General features: G+C 71.1%; 21 protein-coding genes. 14 read left to right on the top strand and 7 right to left on the bottom strand.

What is annotated here, in order from left to right; translation table 11 throughout:
- The first annotated feature begins 41 nt into the window (after window positions 1-41).
- From copM to IEX89_RS02125, 4 genes are all read left to right on the top strand, one after another.
- Window positions 42-1,481, top strand: a complete 1,440-nt coding sequence (copM, locus tag IEX89_RS02140; protein WP_244645054.1) for a CopM family metallochaperone — start codon at window positions 42-44, stop codon at window positions 1,479-1,481.
- 238 nt (window positions 1,482-1,719) lie between these two features.
- A complete protein-coding gene (locus IEX89_RS02135) occupies window positions 1,720-2,700 on the top strand; it encodes a TRAP transporter substrate-binding protein (RefSeq protein ID WP_188909016.1) in 981 nt (326 codons plus the stop codon).
- Window positions 2,701-2,712: 12 nt separating this feature from the next.
- Window positions 2,713-3,228 carry a TRAP transporter small permease gene (locus IEX89_RS02130; protein ID WP_188909014.1) on the top strand — a complete coding sequence of 172 codons (516 nt, stop codon included), beginning with the start codon at window positions 2,713-2,715 and terminating at the stop codon, window positions 3,226-3,228.
- The gene (locus IEX89_RS02125) at window positions 3,225-4,511 is read left to right on the top strand and encodes a TRAP transporter large permease (RefSeq protein ID WP_188909012.1); all 1,287 of its coding nucleotides are present in this window, start codon (window positions 3,225-3,227) and stop codon (window positions 4,509-4,511) included. The genes IEX89_RS02130 and IEX89_RS02125 overlap by 4 nt, the downstream gene beginning before the upstream one ends.
- Before the next feature lie 23 nt (window positions 4,512-4,534).
- Here IEX89_RS02125 and IEX89_RS02120 read toward each other — a convergent pair whose 3' ends face one another.
- The 6 genes from IEX89_RS02120 to IEX89_RS02095 all read right to left on the bottom strand — a co-directional run bounded on the left by IEX89_RS02120 (window position 4,535) and on the right by IEX89_RS02095 (window position 11,323).
- Window positions 4,535-5,530: an ABC transporter ATP-binding protein gene (locus IEX89_RS02120; protein WP_188909010.1), complete on the bottom strand. Its 996-nt coding sequence runs from the start codon at window positions 5,528-5,530 to the stop codon at window positions 4,535-4,537.
- The gene (locus tag IEX89_RS02115; protein WP_188909001.1) at window positions 5,527-6,570 is read right to left on the bottom strand and encodes an ABC transporter ATP-binding protein; all 1,044 of its coding nucleotides are present in this window, start codon (window positions 6,568-6,570) and stop codon (window positions 5,527-5,529) included. The genes IEX89_RS02120 and IEX89_RS02115 overlap by 4 nt, the downstream gene beginning before the upstream one ends.
- Window positions 6,567-7,529, bottom strand: a complete 963-nt coding sequence (locus IEX89_RS02110) for an ABC transporter permease (protein ID WP_188908999.1) — start codon at window positions 7,527-7,529, stop codon at window positions 6,567-6,569. Before IEX89_RS02110 ends, IEX89_RS02115 begins: the two co-directional genes overlap by 4 nt.
- 4 nt (window positions 7,530-7,533) lie before the next feature.
- The gene (locus IEX89_RS02105; protein ID WP_188908997.1) at window positions 7,534-8,454 is read right to left on the bottom strand and encodes an ABC transporter permease; all 921 of its coding nucleotides are present in this window, start codon (window positions 8,452-8,454) and stop codon (window positions 7,534-7,536) included.
- A gap of 25 nt (window positions 8,455-8,479) precedes the next feature.
- Entirely contained in the window at window positions 8,480-9,958 is a 1,479-nt protein-coding gene (locus tag IEX89_RS02100; protein WP_188908995.1) for an ABC transporter substrate-binding protein, read from the bottom strand.
- Window positions 9,959-10,066: 108 nt separating this feature from the next.
- On the bottom strand, window positions 10,067-11,323 hold the full coding sequence (locus IEX89_RS02095; RefSeq protein WP_188908993.1) for an NAD(P)/FAD-dependent oxidoreductase: 1,257 nt from the start codon (window positions 11,321-11,323) through the stop codon (window positions 10,067-10,069).
- 179 nt (window positions 11,324-11,502) lie between these two features.
- Here IEX89_RS02095 and IEX89_RS02090 point away from each other — a divergent pair, with 179 nt between their 5' ends.
- The 8 genes from IEX89_RS02090 (at window position 11,503) to IEX89_RS02055 (ending at window position 19,892) form a co-directional block, all read left to right on the top strand.
- Window positions 11,503-12,285, top strand: a complete 783-nt coding sequence (locus IEX89_RS02090) for an SDR family NAD(P)-dependent oxidoreductase (RefSeq protein ID WP_188908991.1) — start codon at window positions 11,503-11,505, stop codon at window positions 12,283-12,285.
- Window positions 12,286-12,443: 158 nt separating this feature from the next.
- Window positions 12,444-13,337: a MurR/RpiR family transcriptional regulator gene (locus IEX89_RS02085; RefSeq protein ID WP_188908989.1), complete on the top strand. Its 894-nt coding sequence runs from the start codon at window positions 12,444-12,446 to the stop codon at window positions 13,335-13,337.
- Between the two features lie 40 nt (window positions 13,338-13,377).
- The gene (locus tag IEX89_RS02080; RefSeq protein WP_244645052.1) at window positions 13,378-14,994 is read left to right on the top strand and encodes an ABC transporter substrate-binding protein; all 1,617 of its coding nucleotides are present in this window, start codon (window positions 13,378-13,380) and stop codon (window positions 14,992-14,994) included.
- A 63-nt stretch (window positions 14,995-15,057) separates the two neighbouring features.
- Window positions 15,058-16,035, top strand: a complete 978-nt coding sequence (locus IEX89_RS02075) for an ABC transporter permease (RefSeq protein ID WP_188908987.1) — start codon at window positions 15,058-15,060, stop codon at window positions 16,033-16,035.
- A 38-nt stretch (window positions 16,036-16,073) separates the two neighbouring features.
- A complete protein-coding gene (locus IEX89_RS02070; RefSeq protein WP_373290544.1) occupies window positions 16,074-16,961 on the top strand; it encodes an ABC transporter permease in 888 nt (295 codons plus the stop codon).
- Window positions 16,961-17,965 carry an ABC transporter ATP-binding protein gene (locus IEX89_RS02065; protein ID WP_188908985.1) on the top strand — a complete coding sequence of 335 codons (1,005 nt, stop codon included), beginning with the start codon at window positions 16,961-16,963 and terminating at the stop codon, window positions 17,963-17,965. Before IEX89_RS02070 ends, IEX89_RS02065 begins: the two co-directional genes overlap by 1 nt.
- On the top strand, window positions 17,962-19,005 hold the full coding sequence (locus IEX89_RS02060) for an ABC transporter ATP-binding protein (protein ID WP_188908983.1): 1,044 nt from the start codon (window positions 17,962-17,964) through the stop codon (window positions 19,003-19,005). Before IEX89_RS02065 ends, IEX89_RS02060 begins: the two co-directional genes overlap by 4 nt.
- The gene (locus IEX89_RS02055) at window positions 19,002-19,892 is read left to right on the top strand and encodes an alpha/beta hydrolase family protein (RefSeq protein WP_188908980.1); all 891 of its coding nucleotides are present in this window, start codon (window positions 19,002-19,004) and stop codon (window positions 19,890-19,892) included. Before IEX89_RS02060 ends, IEX89_RS02055 begins: the two co-directional genes overlap by 4 nt.
- 71 nt (window positions 19,893-19,963) lie before the next feature.
- On the opposite strand, the gene IEX89_RS02050 is transcribed toward IEX89_RS02055, so the two are convergent.
- The gene (locus IEX89_RS02050; RefSeq protein WP_188908979.1) at window positions 19,964-20,935 is read right to left on the bottom strand and encodes a MurR/RpiR family transcriptional regulator; all 972 of its coding nucleotides are present in this window, start codon (window positions 20,933-20,935) and stop codon (window positions 19,964-19,966) included.
- A 206-nt stretch (window positions 20,936-21,141) separates the two neighbouring features.
- Between IEX89_RS02050 and IEX89_RS02045 the strand changes: the two genes are divergently transcribed.
- Both IEX89_RS02045 and IEX89_RS02040 read left to right on the top strand, forming a co-directional pair.
- Window positions 21,142-22,428 carry an ABC transporter substrate-binding protein gene (locus IEX89_RS02045; protein ID WP_188908977.1) on the top strand — a complete coding sequence of 429 codons (1,287 nt, stop codon included), beginning with the start codon at window positions 21,142-21,144 and terminating at the stop codon, window positions 22,426-22,428.
- A 94-nt stretch (window positions 22,429-22,522) separates the two neighbouring features.
- Entirely contained in the window at window positions 22,523-23,443 is a 921-nt protein-coding gene (locus IEX89_RS02040) for a branched-chain amino acid ABC transporter permease (protein WP_188908975.1), read from the top strand.

Raw genomic sequence — 23,443 nt, 5'->3', positions numbered from 1 at the left:
GCCGCATCCGCACGGCCGCGCCGAGAAGAGAGGAGGCCGTGATGGGCCGCCCGATCGCCGACAGGATGTCGGCCGCCGCCCTCGCGATCGCCGGCGTGGCGTTCGCCGCCGCATCGCTCGTTCCCGTGCCGGCGCAGGCGCACGTGAAGTGGTTTGCGCCCTACATCGTCGACGCCGCGCCGCAGCCGATCGAGGCTACGCTGACGAACGTCTGGTTCTGGACCGGCATCGCGCTCGTCCTCGCCTTCTTCCTGGCGACCCGCGCCGTCGAGCGCTCCCGGCTCGGCGAGCCGGTTCTCGCCGCCCTCGATCGGGCGAGCGATCCGCTGCATCGGCGCCTCGACGATTTCATGCGCGTGTGCATCGGCGGCTTCTTCATCGCCGTGTTCGCGGTGGGCGGCGTCTACCTGACGCCGGATCTGCAGACGCCGAGCGAATGGGTTTCGTGGGCTCAGCTCGTCATCGCGGCTTGCGTCTTCTCGCGCCGGACGATGCCGATCGCCGCCGCGGGCATCGTCGGGCTGTGGCTCGTGGCGCTGCGCGATTACGACTTCTTCCACCTCCTCGACTACCTGGCGCTCGGGCTGGGGGTCGCGGGCTATCTCGTCCTCGCCTCGTCCGAGAACGAGCGCTTTCGGCGCCATCGCTTCGAGACGCTGCGCTGGGCGGTGGCGATCGCGCTGATGTGGTCGAGCCTCGAGAAGTTCGCCTATCCGGACTGGTTCTATCCCCTCGTGGAGGAGCGCCCCTTCCTCACCTTCGGCCTGCCGCGCGACGTGTTCATCCCCATGGCCGGCATCGCCGAGTTCACGCTGGGCTTCGGGCTGATCTGGACGCCGCTCGTGCGCCGCCTCTCGGCGCTCGCGCTCCTCGTGATCTTCACCGCAGCCGTCTACCCGTTCGGACGCATCGACCTCGTCGGGCACGCGCTGATCATGGCGGTGATCCTCGTCATCGCGGCCGATCACGAGCGGCAGGTGCACTTCGTGCCCGCCCTCAAGCGCCGTCTGGCCGGCGTGCCCGCGGGGCTCGCGACGGCGCTCGTCGTCATGGTGGTCGGCTATTGGGGCCTGCACTTCGCCTTCTACGGCCAGGGCTACGAGCCCGCTCCCGGCGCGCAGATCGCGACCCACGCCCCCAATGCCGAGCACCCCCACGGCTCGGTGGCGCCCATCGAGCCGCAGGCGCACGACGTGGATTCCACCGCCGGCGTCGCGGAGAGCGTCGATCCCGCCGCCGCTCTGTTCGCGCAGGCGAACGAGCGCATGCACGAGTCGATGGTGCTCGACCCCTCGGGCGACGTCGACGAGGATTTCGTGCGCGGCATGATTCCCCATCACCTCGGCGCGGTGGAGATGGCCGAGATCGTGCTCGAGCACGGCGACGACCCGGAGATCCGCGCGCTCGCCCGCGAGATCCTCGCCCACCAGCGCGAGGAGATCCGGATGATGGAGGACTGGCTCGCCCGCGGCGGCGGGTGAGCGGGCACGTCGAGGGGCGGGTCGCTCGCAGCGCGGACACGCCCCTCGTCGGCATCGTGCCCGCGAGGCGCGGCATCGCACGATCGGCTTCGTCGCCGTGCCACCCCTCCATCTGCCTAGAGCAAGTTGGGCTTTTTCGCACAAAAATTCGCATATCGCGCGTGGTCGTCGCCGTGGTTCGATCCCTGACGATGCAGCCGTGGAACAGTTCCGCGGGCGAGGAAAGGGATCCCGGGCGATGAGACGCAGCTCTACGTCAACGGCCATCGGCTTTGCATGCTTGGCTTTCGGGCTCTGTGCAACCCCCGCGTCCGCTCAGGAGACGCTGCGCTTCGCCCATTTCTCCGCCATCGCCGATCCCAATCACGTTGCCGCACAGATGTTCGCTGATCGCATCGCCGAGGAGACCGACGGGCGCTACAACGTGGAGATATTCGAGAACTCGCAGCTCGGCGGCGAGCTGGAGGTGGTCGAGGGCATCCAGCTCGGGACGGTCGACGTGGCGCCACCCTCCGCGGCCGTCCTCGCCAACATCGTCCCCGAGATGAACCTCCTGAACATGCCCTTCCTGTTCAGCGATTTCGATCATTACGAGACGGTGCTCGAAGGCCCGTTCTTCGACGCGCTGGTGGAGAAAGCCGCCGAAAGCGGCGTGCGCGTCCTGGGGATGATGACCTCGGGCCCGCGCCACATCATGACGAAGTTCCCCGTGGCGGCGATGGCGGACCTCGAAGGCGCCAAGATCCGCACGGTGCAGAACCCCGTCCACGTGGCGACCTTCACCGCCTTCGGCGCCAACGCCACCGCGATCGCCTATCCCGAGGTCTACGGCGCGCTGCAGACGGGCGTCGTCGACGGCGGCGACGCCGCGAACACGAACTACTACACCGCCCGCTTCTACGAGGTCGCGCCCTATTGGGCCCAGGTGAGCTGGCTGTTCTACTCCAACCCCATCGTCATGTCGGAGGCCGCCTTCCAGGCGCTCTCGGACGAGGACAAGGCGATCTTCGAGCGCGTCGGACGCGAGGTCGGCCGCGCCCAGATCGAGGGCTGGAAGGAGAGCGACGCGCGCCTGCTCGACGAGCTGAAGGCCGAGGGCGTCACCGTCACCACGCCGCCGCGCGAGCCCTTCCAGGAGGCGGTCGACGGCGTCTATGCCGAGTTCCTGACCAGCGACTTCGAGAAGACCTGGCTCGACGAGATCCGCGCGGCGCGCTGATCCGGTGCGAGAATGAGCGTCGGCTCGGCCATCTCGCGCATGCTCCTGCGCGTCCTCGACGTGATGCGTCGTATCATGCAGGCGGCGACCGTCGCCTGCCTCGCGATCATGGTCGTCGCGATCACGGTGCAGGTGGTCGGCCGCTATCTCCTGCCGTTCCCGATCGCCGACGCGGTGGAGATCTCGACCTTCGCCCAGGTCTGGCTCGTGCTGCTGGGCGCCGGCCTCGCCTGCCGGGCCGACGCGCTGTTCACGGTCGATCTCCTGGGCTCGCGTCTTTCGCCCGCCATGGAGCGGGTGCGCCGGCTGCTCGTCCTCGTCGCGGGCTCCGTCTTCCTCGGCATGCTGCTCTGGGGGAGCCTCGCGCTCCTCGAGCTCGGCGCCCGGCAGCGTGCGCCGACGCTGCAGATCTCGATGTGGTGGATCTACGTCTCGCTCCCGATCGGCGTCTCGTATTTCTGGATCGAGCTGGCGATGCGCTGCCTCGCGCCACGGGCCGACGCCACGGGGGAGGGGAATGCGAGATGATCGTCGTCGCGCTCGCCTTCCTCGTCCTGATGGCGCTGGGCGTCCCGATCGTGCTCGCCATCGGCTCGGTCGCGGCGCTCTACGTCCTCGTCGCCGTCGACGTCCCGATCGTCGTGGTGGCCCACCGCTTCTACACGGGGCTCAACAATTTCACGCTGCTCGCGATCCCGTTCTTCGTCCTGTCGGGGCTGCTGATGGAGGCCGGCGGGCTGTCGCGGCGGATCGTCGACTTCGCGAGCGCGCTCGTCGGATGGGTGCGCGGCGGCTTGCTGATGGTGGCCGTCGTCGCCTCGACGGCGCTCGCGGCCATGTCGGGCTCGGGCAGCGCGGACGCCGCCGCGGTCACGACGGTGCTGCAGGCGGAGCTGCGCAAGCGCAATTACGACATCGACTTCGCCGCCGCGCTGATCGCGGGCTCCGCCACGCTGGCGCAGATCATCCCGCCGAGCCTGATGCTCGTCGTCATCGCGGTGCAGAACAACCTGTCCGTGGGCGCGCTCTTCCTCGCCGGCGTGCTGCCTGGGCTCCTCGCCTGCGCCCTCCTCATGCTCGTCGCCTATCGGCACGCGCTCGGCAAGCCGGAGCTCGCGGCGGCGGTGGAGCCGTTCTCCGCGTCGCGAGTCGGCACGACGTTCGTCGCGGCGCTGCCGGCCATGGGCATGGCCGTGCTGATCCTGGGTGGCATCATCGGCGGCGTCATGACGCCGACGGAGGCGGCGGGCGCCGCCGTCGTCTATGCGCTCGCGATCGGCATGCTCGTCCATCGCGAGCTCAAGCCGCGCATGCTGCCGGCGATCCTCGTGCGCGCGGCGACGTTCTCGGCCGGCCTCCTGCTCCTCGTCGCGACGGCGAACATCCTCAACTGGCTCGCGGCGACGAGCGGAGACATCGACCGGCTCGCCGCCTGGCTGGGAAGCGTCTTGACGACGAAGCTCGCCTTCCTCGTCGCCGTCAACGTCGTGCTCATGCTGCTGGGCATGTTCGTCGAGGGCATCGCGCTGATCCTGCTGCTCGGCTCGGTGCTCGTGACGCTCGCGGGCGCCTTCGGCATCGATCCGCACCAGATGGCCGTGATCATCGTCTTCAACTGCGCCATCGGCCTGATCACGCCGCCCTTCGGCGCGACGCTGTTCGTGGCGGCGATTGTGGCCGGGCGCCCCTTCGTCGCCGTGGCGCGGCGCGCCTTCATGCCCTGGCTCGCCCTCACGATCGCGCTCGTGGCGCTCAGCGCGTTCCCGCTGCTCAGCCTCGGCCTGCCGCGTCTCATGGGCTTCATCGATTGACCCTCGAGCGCGGCTGACCGACGTCACAGCGGCTTCCAGCACGCCACCGCGTGGTCCTGCGCGAGCGCCGCGAGCGGCGGCGACACCTCGCGGCAGCGGGCGTCGGCGAGGGGGCAGCGGGCCTGGTAGCGGCAGCCCGGCGGCGGCGCTGCGAGGTCCGGCGGCTCGCCCGCATGGACCAGCCGGCGCCGCGCGCGCTGCCGAACCGGATCGGCGATCGGCACCGCCGAGAGCAGCGCCTGGGTGTAGGGGTGGCGCGGGTTCTCGAAGATCGCGTCGCGCGGGCCGATCTCGACGATCCGCCCGCCGTAGAGGATGGCGACGCGGTGGGCGATATGGCGCACCACCGCGAGATCGTGGGAGATGAACAGGTAGCTCGCGCCGAGCCGCGCCTGCAGATCCTGCAGCAGGTTGACCACCTGCGCCTGGACGGAGACGTCGAGGGCGGAGACCGGCTCGTCGGCGACGATCAGCGCCGGCTCGAGCGCGATCGCGCGCGCGATGCCGATGCGCTGGCGCTGCCCGCCGGAGAAGGCGTGGGGGAAGCGGTCGACGGCGTCCTTCGGCAGCCCGACGAGATCGAGCAGCTCGGTCACCCGCGCCCGCGCGTCCTCCCGGCTCGCCGCGCGCCCGTGCACGACGAGCGGCTCGGCCACGATGTCGAGGACGCGCATGCGCGGGTTGAGGCTCGAGTAGGGGTCCTGCAGCACGACCTGCACGTCCGCCCGCAGGCGCCGCAGCGCCTCGCCCCGCAGCCGCGTGACGTCGCGGCCGCGAAACAGGATCTCCCCGCGATGCGCCTCGACCCGCCGCAGCACCGCGCGGCCGATGGTGGTCTTGCCCGATCCCGATTCGCCCACCAGGCCGAGCGTCTCGCCCCGGGCGATCTCGAAGCCGACCCCGTCGAGCGCCTCGAAGCTGCGACGGCGCCAGAAGCCGCCGGGCAGCGGATAGCGCACCGCGAGGTCGCGAACGGCGAGCAGCGGGTCGTCGGTCGAGTCGGGCGGCGGGACGCTCATCGGCGCGCCTCCGCTCGTTCGTCGATGACGGATCGGTCGTCGCCCCACGCCGGGGTGAAGGGTCTCACGCAGGCGGCGAGCCGCCCCGGCCCCACCGGACGGGCGGGCGGCGGCACGGCGCAGGCGGCGTCCCCGATCGGGCAGCGCGCCAGGAACCCGCAACCTTGCGGCGGATCGAGGAGGCTCGGCGGCGCACCCTCGATCCCCACGAGCCGCTCGGGCGCGTCGTCGAGGCGCGGCGCGGAGCGCAGCAGGCCCTGCGTGTAGGGGTGGGCGGGGCGCGCGAACAGGTCCTCGACCCCGGCGCTCTCGACCACCTGGCCTGCATACATCACCGCCACGCGATGGCACAGGCCGGCGACGACGCCGAGATCGTGGCTGACCAGCACGATGGCGATGCCCAGCCGCTGCTGCAGGTCGGCCAAGAGGTCGAGGATCTGCGCCTGGACGGTGACGTCGAGCGCCGTCGTCGGCTCGTCGGCGAGGACGAGCGCCGGCTCGCAGGCGATCGCCATCGCGATCATCACGCGCTGGCGCATGCCCCCCGACATCTCGTGGGGATGGAGATCGACGCGCGTGCGCGGCGCGCCGATGCCCACGGCGGCGAGGAGGTCCACCGCGCGCGCCCGCGCTTGCGCTTTCGTGAGCCCGAGGTGGCGCGTCAGCACCTCCCCGATCTGCGCGCCGATGGGCATCAGGGGGTTGAGCGAGGTCATCGGGTCCTGGAACACCATGCCGATCTCGCGCCCACGCAGCGAGCGCGCGAAGCGGGCGTTGCGCGGATCGACGAGGCTGCGGCCGCGCCAGCGCACGTCGCCGCCGGAGATCCGCCCCGGAACGTCGACGAGCCCCATTACGGCTTGCGCCGTGACGCTCTTGCCGCAGCCCGATTCGCCGACGAGTCCCAGCGTCTCGCCGGCTTCGACCACGAGGCTGACCGAGCGCAGCGCCTCGACCGGTCCCGCGCGCGTGTCGAAGGTCACGCTCAGGGCGTCGATCTCGAGCAGGGGCGGCTCGACCGGGGAGAGCGCGGCGGTCACGGCGTCCGCTCTCCCTCGCGCGATGCGCGCGCGCGACCGCGTCGAGCGGCGAGGGCGCGGGCGAAGCGCTTCTCGCGCTCCTGCGGATCGGCGGTCACGCGCAGCCAGCTCGCCAGCAGGTTCGCGCACAGCACCGTCGCCATGATGGCGAGGCCCGGGAACGTCACGAGCCACCACGCGACGAAGACGTAGTCGCGCCCGCTCGCGACGTCGAGGCCCCAGCTCGTGGCGGGCGGCTGCACGCCCAGCCCGAGGAAGGAGATCGCCGCCTCCGCCAGGACGACGTTGGTGAATTCGAGGATCGCCAGCGTCGAGAGCGGCGAGACGAGGTTGGGCAGGATGTGGCGCACGATCACCCGCCCGTCCCGGCAGCCCGCGATCTGCGCGGCCTCGACATAGCCCGATCGCCGCGCCGAGAGCACGGCGCCGCGGGTGACCCGCGCGAACACCATCCAGTTCGTCGCGGCGAGCACGACGACGATCGTCGTCGTGCTGGGGCCGAGCACCGAGACGATGAGGAGGATGAGCAGAATGCCGGGAAACGAGATCTGCACGTCGACGACGCGCATCAGCACGCCGTCCACGCGCCCGCCGACATAGCCGGCGAGGAGCCCCACCGCGACGCCGAAGGTGCCGGCGAGCGCGACGACGCCGACGCCGATCAGCATCGTCGCCCGCGCGCCGTGGATCACCCGCGAGAGCACGTCGCGCCCGAGATGATCCGTGCCCAGCGGGTGCGACCAGTCCCCGCCCGCGAGCCAGGCCGGCGGGCGCAAGCGCGCGAGCACGGTCTGCGCGGCGGGATCGTAGGGCGCGAGAAGCGGCGCGAAGATCGCCGCGACGACGACGAGGACGAGCCCGAGGAGGCCCGCGAGCGCCAGCCGGTCGCGCGCCAGCTCGGCGGCGAGGGCGAGGATCGCGGCGCCGCGGCGGGCGCGCCCGGGTGCGGCGTCGCTCATCGCGTCACTCGAGGGAGATGCGCGGGTCGACGAGCTTGAAGGCCACGTCGAGCGCGATGTTGATGACGACGATGAGGATGGCGATGGTGAAGACGATGGCCTGCATCAGGAACAGGTCGCCGCGCTGGATCGCCTGCAGCGCGGTGAGGCCGAGGCCCGGCCAGGCGAACACCGTCTCCACCACCACGGTGTAGCCGGCGAGGATCACGATCAGCTCCCATCCGGCCAGGGTGAGGAAGCCGACGAGGACGTTGCGCAGCGCATGCACCCCGAAGACGCGGCCGGCGGAGAGGCCCTTGGCGCGCGCCGTCTTCACGTAGGGCTTGGCGAGCTCCTCGATCAGCGCCGAGCGCAGCATGATGGTCAGCCGCGCGAGCGGCGTCAGCGCCAGCGTCAGCGCCGGCAGGACGAGGTGGGCCGGCGTGCCGCTGCCCGACGTCGGCAGGATGCGCAGGTTGACGGCGAAGACGAGGATGAGCAGGAGCCCCAGCCAGAATTGCGGCATGGACAGGCCGACGAGCCCGAGGGTCACGACGAGCCGGTCGACGAGACCGCCGGGCCGCAGCGCCGCCGCGATGCCGAGCGGGATCGCCAGGAGCATCGCGGTTCCCAGCGCGGCCCCGATCAGCAGCAGCGTCGCGGGCAGCCGCTCGAAGACGACCTCCATCGCCGGGCGGCGCTGCCACAGGCTCATGCCGAAATCGAGCGTGAGCACGTCGCGGGCGAACCAGGCGAACTGGACGACGAGCGGCCGGTCGAGCCCGATCTCGGCGGCGAAGGCGGCGCGCTGCTCCGCGCTCGCGGAGAGCGGCAGCATCAGCGCCACCGGATCGCCGAACAGGCGCGTCACGACGAAGACGATCGCCGTGACGCCGAAGACGACGAGGAAGCCGTGCCACAGGCGCCTCAGAACGTAGCCACCCACGGCGACCTCCGCCTCGACCGGCCGCTCACTCGACCGACATCTCGTCGATCATCAGCTTGGCGTCGATGCGCGGCTGCCAGTCGATGCGCTCCGACAGGCCGTAAATGTCCTGCAGGTTGAACAGCGGCACGGTGTAGTGCAGGTCGCGGCCCTTGCGGAAGATCCGCTCGTAGAGCGCCTCGCGCGCGGCGACGTCGGTCGTCACCCGCGCCTCGTCGATCCAGGCGGCCATCTCGGCGTCGGAGTTCGAGGCCGCCGCGCCGTCCATGTGGTAGATGAAGGACGCCTCGCGGTCGGCGTCGAGGAGCTCGTTGGAGTTCGCCACGAAGATCGCGTCCGGCCGCGGGCCGTCGCCCATGAGCGAATCGAGGTATTGCGAGAATTCCTGCACGCGGATCTCGGGCGAAAGCCCGATCTCGGCCCAATAGGCGGCCACCGCCTCGATCTGCTCGCGGCTCTTGAGCCAGCGACCGGATTCGCCGACGAGCACGACCGTGCGCCCGACGGCGTCGGCCTCCTCGACGAGCGCCCGGGCGCGCTCCGGGTCGTAGGCGTAGGGCTCGAGGTCGGCGACGTGCCCGAAGGCGCGCGGGTTGACGTGGTGCCCACGCGCCACTTCGGCGTAGCCCTGGAACAGGCTCTGCGCCATCGCCTCGCGGTCGATGGCGAGGTTGAGCGCCTCGCGCACGCGCGGGTCCGCCGTCGCCTCGTTGTCGGTGCCGAGGATCAGGACGGACGTCTCGAGGCCGGGCACGGAGGCGGATTTCGGCGCGGTCCCCGTGAACTCGGGCAGGAGGTTCGTGACGACGTCGAACTCGCCCGCCATCAGGCCAGACAGGCGCGTGCCCGCCTCGCCGACGAAGCGATAGGTCACGCGCTTCACGTCGGGCTCGCCGTCCCAGTAATCGGGGTTGGCCTCGAGCACGATGTCGTTGCCGCGCGACCAGGACACGAAGCGGTAGGGACCGGTGCCCACCGGCTCGGAGCCGATCGCCTCGCTCCCCATGAGCGCGGGCGAGGCGATCTTGAGCCAGTACATGCGCGAGGGCAGGACCGGGTCCGGGCCGGAGGTGAGGATGCGCACCGTGTCCTCGTCCACCGCCTCGGCGCCGGCGATCGTGCCGAAATACGCCATCTGCTCGGAATTGTTGGCCGGGTCGATCACGCGTTCCACGCTCTCGACGACGGCCTGCGCGGTCAGCGGCTCGCCGTCGTGGAACCGCACGCCCTCGCGCAGGTCGAACTCCCAGGTGAGGTCGTCGATCTGCGTCGGCGGCGCGGCCGCGAGGCTCGGCACGAGCTCGCCCTCGGGCGTGCGCGCCATCAGGGTCTCGTAGATGTTGTCGTTGACCTGCCGCTCGCCGCCGTCGTCGCGCAGATGCGGATCGAGCGTGGAGGGCTCCGACCCGATCGCGACCGTGATCTCCTGGGACAGCGCCGCGAACGGCGCGAGGCCGACGAGCGCGAGGGTCGTCGCGCCGACGATCCCGGACCTGATGGACATGCTCTTCTCCCCTCTGGCGGCATTCTTCGGCCGCGGAAGCGAAAGTGTCCTCCGCGGGCTTCCGCAAAGTCAACACGGATCGGCCGCATACGCCTTCGCATCGGTCGGCTACCCGGCACCGCGCCACGATCGGAACCGATCGGGCGCGAAGGGCGCGAGCGGCACGCTCGGCGTCTCGCCGGCGAGCAGCTCGGCGACGAGGCGCCCGGTGAGCGGGCCGGTGGCGAAGCCGATGTGACCGTGCCCGAAGGCGAGGACGACGCGATGCGCGCGCGGCGCGAAGCCGATCACCGGCAGGCCGTCCGGCGTCGAAGGACGGCTGCCCATCCAGGTCTCGCCCGCCTCGCCTGCCAGCGGCAGGCTGCGCCGGGCCTCGGCGGTGGCGAGATCGATCTGGTCGTGGTTCGGCGGGTCGTCGGGGCGCGCGAGCTCGACGCCGCTGTGGATGCGCACGCCACCGTCCATGGGCGACATGACGTAGCCGCCCGCCGCGTCGTGTGCCGGCCTGCCGAGGACGGCGTTGCCGGCGAGGGAGAGCGTGCGGTGGTAGCCCCGCTCCGCCACGAGGGGGACCGCGCATCCCAGCGCGGCGGCGAACGGCCCCGAGCGCACGCCCGCGGCGATCACCGCCCGCCCGGCGCGCAGGCGTCCGCCCTCGATCTCCACGACGACGCCGTCCTCCTCCTGGCGGACGGCGCGCGCCACGCTCGCGACGAACCGCACGCCGATCCCCTCGGCATGGGCGGCATAGCTGGCGAGCAGGGCGCCGGGGGTGTCGACGGAGGCGGATTGGGGAAAGAGCAGCCCGGCGACGAAAAGCGGCGAGAGATGCGGCTCGAGCGCGCGCAGGTCCGCCGCGTCGAGGGCCTCCGCCGCGATCCCGTGCTCCGCCAGTACCGCGCGTTCCGTCTTCGCCGCCGCCGGCGCGGACGCGTCGCGATAGAGCCGCAGGTAGCCGCTACGGGAGATCATTTGTCCCGCTCCGCTGCGCGCCGCGAGCGCCTCGTGCATCGAGGGCGCGAGCGCGACGAAGGGCGCGAGCGCGGCGGCGCTGCGTCGCCAGCGGCGCTCGTTGGCGGCGCGCACGAAGCCCGCGAGCCAGCGCGCGCACGACGGGAGCGCGCGCAGCCGCACGCGTACGGACGGGTCGCGCCCCAGCGCGTAGGCGGGGAGCTTGCGCAGCACCCCGGGCGACGCCAGCGGGAAGATCGAGCCGCGGCCCAGCACGCCCGCATTGCCGAACGAGGCGCGCGCCCGCGGATCGCCGGGATCGACGACCGCGACGTCGAGGCCGCGCTCTGCGAGCGCGACGGCCACGCCGACCCCGACCATGCCGGAGCCGACGACCACGACGTCCGCGTCCATCCCGGCCGCCCTCGCTCGCGCCGTACCGATCCCCATGCTCGCGCCCCGTGCTCCGGACGATGACGCTAGCGTTCATGCGCGCGGCGCGCCAGCGCGCCCAGGCCATTGCCGTTCCGGTGTTTGCCGCAACGGCACGTCCGCGCCTATCCTCGCGTCGTCGAAGCGACGGGCGAGGGATCATGAGCCAGGAGAGGCGAGGGGCGGACGAGGCGCCCGAGCGGGTCGTCGTCGTCACCGGGGCCGCGAGCGGGATCGGTGCGGCGACCGCGCGGCGGCTCGCCGGGCCGGGCGTCGCGCTCGTCCTCAACACGCGCGCCAACGCGGACGGGCTCGCGAACGTCGCCGCCGAGGCGCGCGATGCCGGTGCGGCCGTCGAGACGGTCCTCGCCGACTTGACCGAGACGGGAGCGTGCGCGGAGATCGTGGCGCGGGCGCGGGCACGCTTCGGGCGTGTCGACCAGATCGTCTCCAACGCCGGGCGCGCGAAGAAGAGCGTGTTCGGAGACTTCGCCGCGGGCGACGTCGCCGAGGCCGTGGCCGTCAACGCGCTGCCCTTCGCGTCGCTGGTCACCGCGGCGCTCGACGACCTCGCTGGCTCGCCCTGGGGGAGGGTGGTCGCGGTGAGCTCCTTCGTCGCGCACGCGTTCGGCGTGAACGACACGCTGTTTCCCACGACCGCCGCCGGCAAGGGCGCGCTCGAGGCGCTGGCCCGCTCGCTCGCCTTCCAGCTCGCGCCGACGGGGACGACGGTGAACTGCGTCGCGCCGGGCTTCACCCGCAAGGTCGGCGGCCATTCCGCCCTGCAGGAGGGCGCCTGGGACGCCGCCGCGCGGGCGACGCCGATGGGCCGCATCGCCGAGCCCGACGACGTCGCCGCGGCGATCGTCTTCCTGCTCTCGCGAGAGGCCCGCCACGTCACGGGCCAGATCCTGCGCGTCGACGGCGGGCTGTCGCTGCGCTAGCCGACGCCGATCTCGTCGAGACATGCCATTGCGACGAGGCTCGTGCCGCGCGCGGAGCGCCCGGCGGGCATGCGCGACGTTCGCCCGATGATGAAAAAATTTCTTGCAAGATAGCCGAGACTGGAAACAATGATTTTCAGATCGGAACCCCGTGACGCATGTCCTCCCTCTCGCCCGTCCTGTCCCTGATCCTGCAGCACCGCGCGGCCATGACCGCCTCGCAGGGACGGCTGGCGGACTGGATCCTCGCCAATCCGATGCTGGCCGCGACGATGGGGATCGAGGAGCTGGCGGAGGCGTCGGGCGTGTCCATCGCCACCGTCAACCGCTTCGTGAAGACGCTCGGGCTCAACGGCTATGCCGAGTTCCGCACCCGCTCGCTCGACGCGTTCCGGCGCACCATCGCCCCCGTCGAGAAGCTCAGGGAGCGCAAGGGAGGGGGCGCCGATCCGGCCGCCGTGTTCGCGGACGGCTACGCCTCCGCGGAGGCGAACCTCGCCTTCGCGCGGGATCTCCTGAACTCCGAGGCCTGCGCGCTCGCCGCGGACGTCGTGGCGCGCGCGCGGACGGTGGCGATCGTCGGCCTCGGCATCTCGGCCGCGCTCGCGCAATTCACGGCGGAGCATCTGGCGCAGTTCGCGCCGGCCCAGGTGGTGCTGACCGGCTTCGGCGGCCCCGCGCGCATGGTGCCGCGCGCGATGCGGCTCGAGCCGCAGGACGCGGCCATCGTCATCACGCTGCCGCGCTATTCCGCGACGACGGTGCGGCTCACGCGCTCGCTGAACGAGCGGGACGTGCCCGTCGTCGGGATCACCGACGCGCCGAGCTCGCCCATCGTCCCGTTCTGCCGCGCCGTGCTCTTCGGCGGGGCGAGCCATCCCGTGCTCTTCGCCTCCAGCGTCGGCATCGTGGCGGCGATCGAGGCGCTGGCCGCCGTCCTGACCCTGCGCACCCAGACCGCCGCGGACGCGGCGCGCCTGACGGAGCAGATCTACCCGTTCCTCTTCGAGGAGGGCGAGCCGGGCGGCTCGCGCCCGGAGGACGAGTGGTGACACGAGACGATCGACAACGACAACCGGAGGGAAACTCTCGATGACCCCACACATGCGCCGCGGCCGCCTTCTCGGCGCGCTCGCGTTCACGCTCCTGGCCGGGACCGCCTCGGCCGAGGACCTCACCATCGCCCTGTCGTCGGAGCCGACGGCGGTCGATCCGCACTATCACGACCTGTCGTCCAACAATGCGCTGACGATGCACGTCTTCGACGCGCTGCTGACCACGGACGCCCAGCAGAAGGTCCAGCCGAACCTCGCCACGCGCTGGACCAACGAGGGGCCGACCACCTGGCGCTTCGAGCTGCGCGACGACGTCGTGTTCAGCGACGGCACGCCGTTCACGGCCGAGGACGTGATCTTCTCCTATTGCCGCGTCCTCAACAACGAGACGGCGGTCTCCGGCTCCTTCGACGAGGCCATCAAGAACATGGCGTCGATCGAGACGCCGGACGACCACACCCTCGTCTTCGAGACGAACGAGCCCGATCCGCTCCTCCCGATCCGGCTCGCGCAGATCGCGATCATCTCCGACGAGATCGTCGAGCACGGCGAGATCAGCTTCGATCCCGAGAGCGCGTGCGGCGTCACCGGCGCGTGGCCCACGGTGAACGACTTCAACGACGGCAGCGTCGCAGTCGGCACCGGGCCCTACGCCATCGAGAGCTACGTCAAGGGCTCGGGCATCGATCTCGTGCGCAACGAGCGCTATTTCGGCGAGACGCCGGAATGGGAGCGCGTGAGCTTCAAGCCCGTGCCCAACGCCGGCCCGCGGCTCGCCGGCCTGCTCTCTGGCGATTACGACGTCATCGAGAACCCGGCGGCGCGCGATCTCTCGCGCATCGAGGGCTCCGATGACTACGAGTACGTCATCACGCCGTCCTCGCGGGTGATCTACCTCCAGCTCGACATGCGCGACGACAGCCCCTTCGTCGACGCGCCCGACGGCTCGAATCCCTTCCAGGACGTGCGCGTGCGCCGCGCCATGTCGATGGCGATCGATCGCGAGGCGATCGTCGAGCGCATCATGGACGACGCGGCCGCGCCGGCGAACCAGTTCCTGCCCGCGGGCATGTTCGGCACCATCGCCGACGCACCGGCGCTCGAATACGACCCCGAGCGCGCCCGCGAGCTCCTCGCGGAGGCCGGCTATCCCGACGGCTTCTCCGTGACCTTCCACGCCACCAACGATCGCTACATCAACGACGCGCAGGTGGCGCAGGCGGTGGCGCAGTTCTTCACCCGCATCGGCATCGAGACCGAGCTCGACGCGATGACGCGCTCGATCTTCTTCTCGCGCCGCTCGGGGCGCGAGTTCAGCCTCTCCATGGGCGGCTGGGGCTCGGATACGGGCGAGGCGAGCTCGTTCCTGCGCCAATGGGTGCCGACGACCGACGACGTCGCCGGCCTCGGCGGCAGCAATTACGGCGGCTGGTCGGATCCGGAGTTCGATGTCGTCCTGCGCGAGGCCATCGCCACGATGGACGACGCCGAGCGCGAGGCGCTGCTGCAGCAGGCCGGGGCGCGGGTGCTCGAGCAGATGCCCTACATCCCGCTCCATTACGAGAGCACGATCTGGGCCTTCCGCTCCGGCCTCGACTACCAGGGCCGCGCCGACCAGTACACGCTGGCGACCGCCATCACCTCCGACGAGTGATCGTCCCGCCGGGCCCGCTCCGACGCGGGCCCGGCGTCCCCATCCGTCCGAGGACACGAGCCCGTGACGCTGTTCATCCTCCGCCGCGCGATCCAGAGCGTCTTCGTCCTGCTCGCGGTCTCGATCGTGGTCTTCTTCGCCGTGTACGCCATCGGCGATCCCGTGGAGCTGCTCGTCAGCCCGGACACGAGCGCGGCCGAGCGCGAGGTGATGATCCGCAGGCTCGGCCTCGACCTGCCGATCTGGCGCCAATACCTCGTCTTCCTCGGAAACCTCGCCCAGGGCGATCTCGGCACGTCCTTCGTCCACGGCGTCCCGGCGGTGGAGCTGATCCTCCAGCGCCTGCCGGCGACGCTGGAGCTCGTCGTCCTCTCCCTCGTCATCGCGGTCTCCATCGGCCTGCCGCTCGGCATGATCGCCGGGCTCGCGCCGGAGACGCGCACGGCGCGCACGATCATGACGGGCTCGATCTTCGGCTATTCGCTGCCGGCCTTCTGGCAGGGAATGATGCTCATCTTCGTCTTCGCCGTGTTCCTCAACTGGGCGCCGGCCGCCGGGCGCGGGGACACGGTGAGCCTGCTCGGCATCGAGGTGAGCTTCCTCACCGCCGACGGCTGGTCGCACCTCATCCTTCCGGCGATCAACCTCGCCTTGCCCAACCTCGCCCTCGTCCTGCGGCTCGCGGCCTCCGGCACGGCCGAGGCGCGGCTGCAGGACTACGTCAAGTACGCCCGAGCGAAGGGCGTGCGGCGCGGGCGCATCGTGCGCCGGCACATCCTGCGCAACATCCTCGTCCCCGTCGTCACGGTGATCGGCGTCGAGTTCGGCAGCCTGATCGCCTATTCCACCATCACCGAGACCGTGTTCGCGTGGCCCGGAATGGGCAAGCTCCTGATCGACAGCGTCTACCAGCTCGATCGGCCGGTCGTGGTCGCCTACGTCATGATCGCGACCTTCATCTTCGTGTCCGTCAACCTGCTCGTCGATCTCGCCTATGCGGTGCTCGATCCGCGGGTCGAGCTCGAGAAGGGGGCGTCGTGAGCGAGCGCGTCGACACCTCCTCCCGCGAGCCCGTCGCTCTGGCGCCGGCGATCGGGCAAACGCCGAACCGGGCGCGCATCCTGGCGCGCCTGCGCAGCCGGCCGACGGCGCGCGGCGCGGCGATCATGCTCGCGATCCTCGTCGCCGCGGCCCTGTTCGCGCCGTTCCTCGCGCCGCAGGACCCCTACGACCTCGCCGCCCTGAGCATCTTCGACAACCGCCTCGCGCCCGGCGCGCAGAGCATGGACGGCGCGGTCTACTGGCTCGGCACGGACTCGCAGGGGCGCGACATGCTGAGCGCGATCCTCTACGGCCTGCGCATCAGCCTCGTCGTCGGCCTCTCCGCGACCGCCGCCGCCGCGACGATCGGCACGTTGATGGGGCTCCTGGCCGCCTATGTCGGCGGGCTCGTCGAGACCGCGATCATGCGCGTCGTCGACTTCATCCTCGGCTTCCCCACGATCCTCGTCGCGCTGATCCTGCTCTCCGCCATCGGGCGAGGGGTCGACAAGGTGATCCTCGCCATCGTCATCGTGCAATGGGCGCAATACGCCCGGATCATGCGTGGCAGTGTCCTCGTGGAGACGCGCAAGGAATACGTCGAGGCGGCGCGCAACTTCGCCATTCCGGGCTGGCGGATCATGCTCGTCCACCTCCTGCCGAACGCGCTCGCGCCGATCCTCGTCGTCGCCACGGTTCAGGTCGCCTCCGCCATCATGCTCGAATCGACGCTCTCCTTCCTCGGCGTCGGCGTGCCGATCACGGAGCCGTCGCTCGGCCTGCTCATCGCGAGCGGCTTCGAGTACCTGCTCAGCGGCGAGTACTGGATCAGCTTCTTCCCCGGCCTCGCGCTCGTGGTGCTCGTCTTCTCCATCAACCTCGTCGGCGATCGCCTGCGCGAGAGCATCGACCCGAGGCGCCGCTGATGACACCGCTCCCCGCCGACCCGTCCCGGCCGCTCCTCGAGGTCCGCGGGCTGCGTACCGTCTTCCACACGCTCGCGGGCGCCTACCCTGCCGTCGACGGCGTCGATCTCTCGATCGCGCGAGGCGAGGTCGTCGGCCTCGTGGGCGAATCCGGCTCCGGCAAGTCCGTCACCGGCTTCTCGCTGATGCGGCTGGTCGATCCGCCCGGCGAGATCGTCGCCGGCGAGGTGCTGTTCGAGGGCCGCGACCTCCTCTCGCTCCCCGAGAGCGAGATGCGCGCGATCCGCGGCGACCGCATCGCGATGATCTTCCAGGACCCGCTGATGACCCTCAACCCGGTCCTGACCATCGGCGAGCAGATGATCGAGGCGGTGACGGAGCATCACGGCGTCGGCGAGCGTGCCGCGCGCGCCCGCGCCGTGGAAGCGCTCGGCCAGGTGGGCATCGCCTCCGCGGCCGAGCGCCTGCGGCAATACCCGCACGAGTTCTCCGGCGGCATGCGCCAGCGCGTGGCCATCGCCACCGCGATGCTCAACGAGCCGGACCTGATCATCGCCGACGAGCCCACGACGGCGCTCGACGTGACGATCCAGGGCCAGATCCTCCACGAGATGCAGACGCTGTGCGAGGCGAGCGGCACCGCGCTGTTGTGGATCACCCACGACCTCGGCGTCGTCGCCGAGCTCGCGGACCGGATCTGCGTCATGTATTCCGGCCGCATCGTCGAGACGGGAAGCGCCGACGCGGTGCTCGACGCGCCCCGCCACCCGTACACGGCGGGACTGCTCGGATCGGTGCCTTCCGTCAACGCGCCGGGCACGCGGCTGCATCAGATCGACGGCGCCGCGCCGCCGCTCTCGGCGCGGCCGACGGGGTGCCCCTTCCGCACGCGCTGCGGCAATGTCCTGCCGGTCTGCGCCGAGATCGACCCGCCGCTCGTCGGCCCCGTGCCGGGCCGCGGCTGGCGCTGCCACAATCCCATGCCCGAGCGAGACGCCGCATGACGCCGATCCTCGAGGCGAGGAGCCTCGTCAAGCGCTTCTCGCGCAAGCCCGACATCGCCATGCGCCTCCTCGCGCTCGCCGGGCGACCCGTGGATCGGCGCACCGTCCACGCGGTCGAGGACGTCGACCTCGCCGTCGCGCCGGGCGAGGTCGTCGGCCTCGTCGGCGAGAGCGGGTGCGGGAAGTCGACGCTGGGGCGTGCGCTCGCCGGCCTCCACCCGCCCACGAGCGGCGAGGTGGTCTATCGCGGGAAACCGGTGCGGGAGCTCACGAAGGCCGAGCGTCTCGCCTACACGCTGGAGGTCCAGCTCGTCTTCCAGGATCCCTATGCCTCGCTCAATCCGCGCCGGACGGTACGCCAGATCGTCGGGGAGGCGCTCGGCGTCCACCGCCTCGCGCCCCGGGGCGAGATCGCGGAGCGGGTCGAGGCCGCCCTCGCGGAGGTCGGGCTCGACGCCTCCTACGCGAGCCGCTACCCGCACGAGTTCTCGGGCGGGCAGCGCCAGCGCATCGGCATCGCGCGGGCGCTCGCCGTCGACCCGCGCTTCCTCGTCTGCGACGAGCCGGTCGCCGCCCTGGACGTGTCGGTCCAGGCGCAGGTGGTGAACCTGTTCATGGATCTGCGCGAGACGCGCGGGCTCACCTACCTGTTCATCTCGCACGATCTCGGCCTCGTACGGCACATCTGCGACCGCGTCGCGATCATGTATCTCGGCCGGATCGTGGAGGAGGGGCCGGCGCAGGCCCTGTTCTCCGATCCCCAGCACCCCTACACGGCGGCGCTCGTCGCGGAGATCCCGGACGTGCGCCGTCGCAAGCGCCGCTTCACGCCGATCGCAGGCGAGATTCCCTCCCCGATGGCGCCGCCGCCGGGCTGCGCCTTCCATCCGCGCTGCCCCCACGCGATGCCGGTCTGCCGCGAGACGCGTCCCGCGCTCGCTCCCGTCGCCGCCGGACGGCAGGCGGCCTGCCACCTGCACACCGCCCCCGGCGCCTCGCCGGCGGCGATCTCGACCACAGTCGGAGTACCCGCCCCATGACCGATCTCGCCGCTCTCGCCGACGCCCTCGCGCGCCCCGGCCGCCACGCCGTCCCCTTCGTCGACGAGGCCGGGTATCGCGAGGGGCCGATCATGCTCCAGTGCTACCGTGCGGCCGGCTACGATCCGGCGCGCGAGCCGGTCTTCGTGCAGCACGGCATGCTGCGCAACGGCGACGATTATCGCGATTTCTGGATCGAGGCGGCCGATCGCCACGGTCTCCTCGTCGTGGCGCCCACCTTCTCCGACGAGCACTATCCCGGGCCGGAGAGCTACAACAACGGCCGCGTGCTCGATGCCGAGGGCGGCGTGCGGCCGCGGGCGCAATGGGGCTACGCGAGCCTGGCGCGCATCTTCGCAGCCCTGCGCGAGGCGGGCGTGACGACGGCCGCGACGGCGCGGCTGTTCGGCCACTCCGCCGGCGGCCAGTTCGTGCACCGCCTCGCCGGGCTCGAGCCGAACGTGCCTTTCGCCGAGATGATCGCCTCCAACGCGGGCTGGTACACGTTGCCGCTGCTCGACAAGGCTTTCCCCGAGGGGCTCGGCGGGATCGGTCTCGACGAGGGCGACCTGCGTCGCCTCTTCGCGCTGCCCCTCGTGATCCTCGCCGGTGCCGGCGACATCGCCACCGACGACCCGCACCTTCCCTCGAACCCGGAAGCCCTCGCGCAGGGCCCCCACCGCTTCGCCCGCGCCCGCAACTATCTCGAGGTCGCGCGCCGCGAGGCAGAGCGGCTCGGCGTGCCGCTCGCGTGGCGCCTCGTGGAGGTCGCCCATATCGGCCACGACGGACGGGCGATGTCGGCCGTCGCCGCACGGCTCTGGTACACGGGCGCGATCCCGGACGAGGCCGAGCTCGCGTCGCTCGCGGGTCAACGCGCGGCCTGACCCCGATCACGCATCCGCTGCCTGCCGCGAACGCCGTTGGGGCGCGGCGGGTCGTGGGTCGAACCAGACGATCAGGCGTCGTCCCGCCCCCTCGTGCGCCTGGCGACACGGCGGCGGTCGCCGGTCCGTGCTCCGGGCTCGGCCGTCTGGTCTGCATGTCCGCGTCCGCCGACGTCGGGGGGCGCTGACGCAGCTGCGGGCTGCACCACGGGTAGGGTGGAGGCCGCGCCCGCCGCGATCTCCTCGATCAGCGTCTGGACGAGGCCGATGGCGCCGGAGATCGGGCGGAAGGCGCCGTGGGCGTCGTCGTCGACGACGAAATGGACGCTGGCGTTCAGCGCGAGCGGGCTCGAATCCGTGTCGGTGATGGCGACGACGGGAATGTCGCGCAGGTGCGCGTCACGCACGGCGTCCACCACGACGGGGGAGTATTCGGCGAACGCGATGGCGCACAGCACGTCGCCCTGGCGCATGTTCGCCACCTGCTGCCCGGCCATGCCGCCGTCGAAATCGAGCACGGCGCAGCGCCGCTCGAGCCGGCTGAGCCCGTAGGCGAGATAGGCCGAGACCGGCCGCGAGCGGCGAAGGCCCGCGACGAAGACGAAATCGGCCCGCGCCAGGATCTCGACGGCGCGGGCGATCCGCTCGCGCGGGGTCGTGGCCTTCAGCCGCTCCAGCGAGGCGATGAGCGCGTCGGCGCAGCGCGCGAGCCGGTCGCCCTCGATCGGCGCGACTTCGCCGAAGACGCGCTCGCGATAGACCGGCGCGCCCTCGATCAAGCGCAGCTTGAACACCTGCTGCATCCCCGAGAACCCGTCGTAGCCGAATTCCTTGGCGAAACGCACGATGGTGGACGGCTGCACGGACGCCCGCGCCGCGATCGCCGTGATGGTCTGCAGCGCGAGGAAATTCGGGTCGTCGAGCGCGAGCCGCGCGAGCCGCTGCAGATGCGGCGAGAGATCGTCGTAGCGCGCCTTCAGCCGGGCGCGCAGGGAATCGTAGCTCTCGTTGCGGTCCATCTCGCCCCCGCTCCCGTGCGTCATCCGTTCTCCCGCGATCCCACCGTGAAGTCCAGGGGATTTGAAAAATCGTTCGATGCGAGAAAATTCACGCTTGCGAGGTCGAGAGAATTGAGTTTCACTCTTCGAACGAAAATTCAAAGCGGTGCCGCGCCAGCGCGGAAAGCCGAGCTCGAATGGGCGAGACCCGTGGGGACGGGCAGCCCGGACCTCGTAGGGAGGACGCCACCATGACGGACATCAGGACGGGTATCTCGCGGCGTGGACTGCTCGCCGGCGGCGCGGCCGGCGCGGCCTTCATGGGCCCGTGGACACACAACCGCGTCTACGCGCAGGCCACCGACAAGCCGATCAAGATCGGCATCACCTCGGACGCGAGCGGGCAATACGCCAATTCGGGCGCCTCCGACCGGCGCGGCATGATGATGGCGATCGCCGAGGCCAACGAGCGCGGCGGCGTGCTCGGCCGGCGCATCGAGACGGTGCATCTCGACACGGAGACGACGCCCGCCACCGGCTCGCGCGTCGCCGAGCGCCTGATCACCCGCGAGGAATGCGGGTTCCTGATCGGTGCGGTCTCCTCGGGCGTCGCCAATGCGATCAGCCAGGTCGCGCAGAAATACGGCACGATCTACCTCAACACCAATTCCTCCTCGCCGACGGAATCGGGCGAGAACTGCCACCGCGTGAAGTTCGTGTGGGACGGCAACGGCACCAACTTCGCCAAGGCCACGGTGAAGACCGCCATCGAGGCCCGCGGCAAGCGCTGGATGCTGCTGACGAACGACTACGTCTGGGGCCACAACACGGCGGCCTCGACGAAGGCGCTGCTCGCCGAGTTCGGCGGCGAGGCCATGGACGAGATCCTGGTGCCGCAGGGCACGCGCGACTTCTCCGCGGCGTTGCTCTCGATCCAGCAGGCCAAGCCAGACGTCGTCGCCGCGGCGATCGGCGGCGACGACCAGAAGGTTCTGCGCCAGCAGGTCGCCCAGCTCGGCATGGGCGACAGCCCCGCCTGGATCAACAATCAGCAGGACTGGCCGGACGTCTACGGCCTGCCGCTCGACAACCTCTTCGGCGTCTTCGGCACCACCTGGTACTACAAGCTCGACCTGCCCGGCGTCGCCGACTTCGTGCAGCGGTACCAGGCGATGTATCCGGACACGTCGATGCGCGTCCCGGGCAACGTCTTCTACAACGGCTACATGGCCACGCGCGAATTGCTCCGCGCGGTCGAGCGCGCCGGGACGACGAACAACATCGCCGTCATCAAGGAGCTGGAGGGCCTGCGCATGCCCGCCGCCGAGCGGATGCAGCACCACGACGCTTATATCGACCCCAACACCCACCAGGTGCAGCAGACGATCTATCTCGCCACCGCCAATGTCGGCACGCAGGATCCCGACGACATGTTCGAGATCCTGTCCTGGTCCGACCCGGATGCGGTGAGGGACCTCGACGCGGCCGCGAAATGCACGCTCGAGCCCTACGAGGCGACCCCGACCTACGAGGTGTGAGACCCTCCACCCGGTGATCTCCCCCGGGCACCTCGACGAGCGGCGGCTCTCCCCGCCGCTCGTCCCTTCTCGCTCACTCGTACCGGGCTTTGCGATGACGTTGCTCCTGCCGCACATCCTCAACGGGCTGACGCTGGGCCTGCTCTTCGCGATGATCGCGCTCGGCTTCACGCTGATCGTCGGCGTCATGGAGACGATCAACCTCGCTCACGGCTCGCTCTTCGCGCTCGGCGCCTACGCCGCCGCGACGATCCTCTCGCCGGCGATCCTGGGCGACACCGCCTTCGCCGCCTGGTGGGGAACGCTGCCGCTCGGGACGCGCTACGCGCTCGCGTTGGTGGTAGGGCCCGCTGTGGCGGCGCTCGCGGGCATCGTGCTCGAGCTGTGCCTACGGCGCACCTACGGCAAGGCGCCGCTCTACGGGCTGCTTCTCACCTTCGGCGCGGCCCTCGTCATCGAGGAGGCGATCCGCATCGCCTGGGGCTCGGGCGAGCAGTTCCTGCAGGTCCCGGCCGTGATCAACGGGCCGATGTTCATGCTCGGGCTGATCTACGCCAAGTACAAGCTCTTCGCCGCCGGCTTCGCCATCCTCGCGATCTTCGCCGTCTGGCTCTTCCTCGAGCGCACGCCCTACGGCGCCGTCATCAAGGCTGGCGCGCACGATTCGGAGATGGTGCGTGCGCTGGGCTACGACATCGGTCGCCTGCGCATGCTGGTCTTCGCGCTCGGCGCCGGGCTCGCGGGTCTCGCCGGCGTCGTGATGGCGCCGATCTGGGGGCTGCGTCCGCATATCGGCATCGACGTCGTCATCCCCGCCTTCCTCATCATCGTCGTGGGCGGCGTCGGCTCGTTCTGGGGCGCGGTCGTCTCGGCGATCCTAGTCGGGCTCGCGGTGGGCATCTCGGGTGCCTACGCGCCGGCCTGGTCGATGATGTCGATGTACATCCTCCTCGTCCTCGTCGTCGGCCTGCGTGCGCGCGGCCTGTTCGGCCGCAAGAGCCAGCTGGAGCTGTGA

Source organism: Salinarimonas ramus (assembly GCF_014645695.1).
Taxonomy (GTDB): Bacteria; Pseudomonadota; Alphaproteobacteria; order Rhizobiales; family Beijerinckiaceae; genus Salinarimonas; species Salinarimonas ramus.
The sequence above is the reverse complement of the archived record's forward strand: the minus strand, read 5'-3'. Positions and strand labels throughout refer to the sequence as shown.